Source organism: Nonomuraea cypriaca, assembly GCF_015645445.1.
Classification (GTDB): domain Bacteria; phylum Actinomycetota; class Actinomycetes; order Streptosporangiales; family Streptosporangiaceae; genus Nonomuraea; species Nonomuraea cypriaca.
The window spans coordinates 1-3,429 of record NZ_JADOGI010000442.1 but is presented as its reverse complement, the minus strand read 5'-3'; the positions used below and the strand labels follow the sequence as shown (position 1 = coordinate 3,429).

Genomic DNA, 3,429 nt, shown 5'->3' with positions numbered 1-3,429 from the left:
TGGCGGACAAGCCGCCACCATCGGGGTACCGCACAGCAGAGTTTTACTGCCGAAACACGACGATGTAACTCACCCATAGCGCTATGTGTTCGTTCCATCGCCGATAGCTAGCCCTTCAAACTCTGTAGATTCCACATAATGTTCGAAGGCGTCGATGAGCAGCACCACACGCTCGTCGGTCAGCGCACACCCTGCCACGGCCTCGAACGAAGGCGGCGACGGGTCCAGCGTGCGCCCGTCCAGCATCGTCACCGGACGTCCCGCCGCGACCGCGTGCTGAGCGAAACGCTGCAGCAGTGCCGTCTTGCCCACCCCGCCCAGACCGTGCACGAACAGCACCCCGCCACCGCCGTTCAGAGCCGAGTCAAAGGCCGCCAGCTCCTCTTCCCGCCCGATGAAGGCGCGTTCTCTGGCGGCCTGGAGACGTCCCTCCAGCAAGGCCGCGTCGCCGCGGGTCACCGCACCTTTCACCTCGCTGGTCCCGATCTCGGGACAAATGTGCATTCCTACCTGGCCCCCCGCATGATGCCGCCGTCCTCGATCAGCATGCTGGCCTGGCCGAGAGGACGAGTCGCGGGTTCATGATGAGGACTGCGCCGCCACGCAGCGGAGTGTGGCAGGTCGGCGACGTGCTGGACGCGGCGCGCCGAGCCATGCGATGACCTCCTGATAGTCCTTGAGTCACTGCGACAGGACAGCACAAAGGCCCGCCCGGATCATCAGCCAAAACTGTTCTGAACCGTGCATGCGGAATGGCTGACGTGCTCAGCCACGACAGCGGGACGATCACGTCCCCGACTAGGCGACCCGAAGGTCAAGGAACTGGACCTGACCGGCTCCCACTGCCGGCCTGCTCCGCGAGCGAAGCGCGCCGCTCGCCGAAGGGCGGCGATGGTCGGCCGCTCGTCGTCGGCCCGGGTGACGACAGCCGTCAGCGCGGCATCTCCATCCAAAGAGACGAACCGCACGTCGGGGCGCGGATAGAAGTCGCGTGCCGGCGCCCCGTGCACGCCGATGTACCCGCTTGTAGCGACGGCGGTCGGAATGGCGGCAGGATGACGGACGACCGGTGCCCTCGGCCCCGGCTCGGCAGCGGGTCCAAGCCATTCGCGCAACACCCGTGGCAGACCCGCCGCCCCCAGCCACGGCACACCGTCGACATCGCCGAGGGTCAGCGAAGCGGCTTCGGCAAGCGGCGATTTGGCGGGGGCCACCACGACGCGGGGCATCGACAGGACAACGTCGGCGCGCAACCCGTCCACCGGACCGGCGTACCACGCGATGCCCGCGTCCACGGTGTGGTCGAGCACGGCGCGATATTGCGAGGCCCAGTCGAGGTCGAGGTAATCGATGCGCAAGCCGGGCACCTGAGCCTTCAGCGCCGTATGCAGGTCATCCCATACCTGTCCCGCTCCGAAGCCGAGCACCCCGAGGCGCAGCGCCTCCTCATCCCGTCCCGCACCATCCGACCTGGCGTGCTCGGCGAGCTGATCCACCGCCTCGAGCAGCAGCCGCGCCTCGGCCACGAATCGCGCACCCTCCGGAGTCACGGCCACTCGCCGGCTGGTCCGCTCGAACAGGCGGGTGCCGACCTCGCGCTCCAGTCGCCGGATGTATTGCCCGAAGGGCTGCTGCGAGATGTGGTTCCGTTCGGCTGCCCGCCCGAAGTGCAACTCCTCGGCCAGAGTCACCGCATAGCGCAGCAATCGTACTTCCATCGCTCCTCGGATTCGTTCTGACCCGGCTGGTTCGGTGGTGTCGCCATGGTTCGCGATGCCCGCCCGTACATGATCCACACCGCGCCGCACACGGCTCTGAAGAGCACAATAGTAGCGATTCCGCCAGAGTGTGTCTTTCCGGCGACTGGGGCCGGAGCGGAAATCCCGCCTTTGAGTGCCGTGGGACGGGATTCGCCGTTTCTCAGATGGACTTAGAGGATGGTGATCTTGTAGATCTTGTGCATCTTGCCGTGGACCCCTCTCGGGACGGCGGTGTGGTGCCACGCCTGAATTTTCCGAGCTTCAGGCGCTTGGGGGAGCCCCCCAGATCATCGATATACCCGATGACAACCTTGTTGTTCCCTGTCTCCAGGGCCCAAGCGCCGTAGATGGCCACGTTCTTCGAACCGCGGTTCGCGAAGCAGTGGTGCTTCACATTTTCGTTGGCGATACGCAGGAAGTCAGATTTGAGGTCCCGGTTGCAATCTGCGTGGTTGATGGCGAATGCGGGGGCAGCCGGGAGTGCCACCATGACCGCCACAGCGGTGGCGCAGGCGGCAAGAGTGTTGCGGAGATGCGACTTCATGGCCTCTTCTTCGGAGGGAGTGATCTTGGGCTGACAGATCCCTCATCAGCGGCCGTATCAGTGATCACCCGGAAGCTCATATGCAGCCCAGGAGGCCCACATTATGATCGAAATTTGCTCATTCTCCGGGCTCAGGGCGCCGATTATAAATCGTCGCGGTCGTCGCGGAGGAAGACATTCAGGGCGAAGCGCGGAGAACCACATGATGGTCCACGGGAGCTGACCGGGGCCCGGGTCGGCCAGGCGCACCGTCAGCGGCGCGCCCTCGGCTGCCAGGGCCCGCAGGTCACAGCACGGATGATCGCGGAGCACCCCGTACCTCGTCCAACGGTTTTGGCGTGGTCGATCTCCATCCCCAGGCGCTTAGCGAGAGGTCGGAACGCTGCACGAAGCTCGCTCGCGAACAAATCGGGCTCCTTCCAGGCGGCGAAGTGGCCGCCATGGTCCGGCTTGTTGTAGTACATGAGGGTCGGGTATGCGCTCAGAACCCAGCTGCGCGGTGCCTGGAAGTGCTCGCCCGGAAAGGCGCTGAACCCGACCGGGACAGTGACGGGCGGAGGGACCTTGCCTCCACCTGCGTTCCGGGCCCTTTGGCCCTCGCAGTAATAGCGACCGGCGGAGACGCCGGTGCCGGTCAGCCAATAGAGCATGATGTTGTCGAGGACGTGGTCGCGGGTGAGGTTGCCCGAGGGCGGTCCGCCGAGGAAGGCGCGGGAGATGTTGTAATAGCTGTCGGTGTCGTGATCGAGCGGCCAGGCCGCCAGCGCGACGGGTGAGTCCAACAGCGCGTAGCCGATCGTCTGCGGTCGTGTGGAATGCTCGCTCCGGTAGTCGCTCCCGTTGTCGAGGAAGTCCTTGACCGTTTGATATCCCTTGTCGGCGAAGGGCTTCACCCCTGCGGCGGTCAGCGCCTCGATCAGGCCGGTGGCGCGTGCCGCGGTCAGGTCATGCGTGGCGCTGGCAGCGCAGGTGAGGCCCTGTGCGGTGCCATAACTCATCATCTATCCTCAGCGCTCGTGTTCCTACGCCTCCTGTACCTGCTGATGGTCCGGCTGTTCGGCTGGCTGACGCCTCTCGCGCGGGACGACACCTTCAAGGAGGTGGAGATCTCGGGCAGTGATCCGG

Annotated in this window: 4 protein-coding genes; all 4 read right to left on the bottom strand. The window is 65.4% G+C overall.

Annotated features, from left to right (window positions below):
* Positions 1-81 precede the first annotated feature (81 nt).
* The 4 genes from ITP53_RS54540 to ITP53_RS61650 all read right to left on the bottom strand — a co-directional run bounded on the left by ITP53_RS54540 (position 82) and on the right by ITP53_RS61650 (position 3,302).
* Positions 82-459, bottom strand: a complete 378-nt coding sequence (locus ITP53_RS54540) for an ATP-binding protein (RefSeq protein ID WP_195903344.1) — start codon at positions 457-459, stop codon at positions 82-84.
* A 260-nt stretch (positions 460-719) separates the two neighbouring features.
* Positions 720-1,718: a LysR family transcriptional regulator gene (locus ITP53_RS54535; protein WP_195903343.1), complete on the bottom strand. Its 999-nt coding sequence runs from the start codon at positions 1,716-1,718 to the stop codon at positions 720-722.
* 202 nt (positions 1,719-1,920) lie between these two features.
* The gene (locus ITP53_RS54530) at positions 1,921-2,304 is read right to left on the bottom strand and encodes a beta/gamma crystallin domain-containing protein (RefSeq protein WP_195903342.1); all 384 of its coding nucleotides are present in this window, start codon (positions 2,302-2,304) and stop codon (positions 1,921-1,923) included.
* A gap of 251 nt (positions 2,305-2,555) precedes the next feature.
* Entirely contained in the window at positions 2,556-3,302 is a 747-nt protein-coding gene (locus ITP53_RS61650) for a hypothetical protein (RefSeq protein ID WP_407941418.1), read from the bottom strand.
* Between the last annotated feature and the right edge of the window lie 127 nt (positions 3,303-3,429).

What these genes read in the sequence shown, in the direction of transcription:
- ITP53_RS54535 (WP_195903343.1), bottom strand. Translation starts at nt 1,718, where the DNA reads ATGGAAGTACGATTGCTGCGCTATGCGGTGACTCTGGCCGAGGAGTTG.
- ITP53_RS54530 (WP_195903342.1), bottom strand. Translation starts at nt 2,304, where the DNA reads ATGAAGTCGCATCTCCGCAACACTCTTGCCGCCTGCGCCACCGCTGTG.
- ITP53_RS61650 (WP_407941418.1), bottom strand. Translation starts at nt 3,302, where the DNA reads ATGAGTTATGGCACCGCACAGGGCCTCACCTGCGCTGCCAGCGCCACG.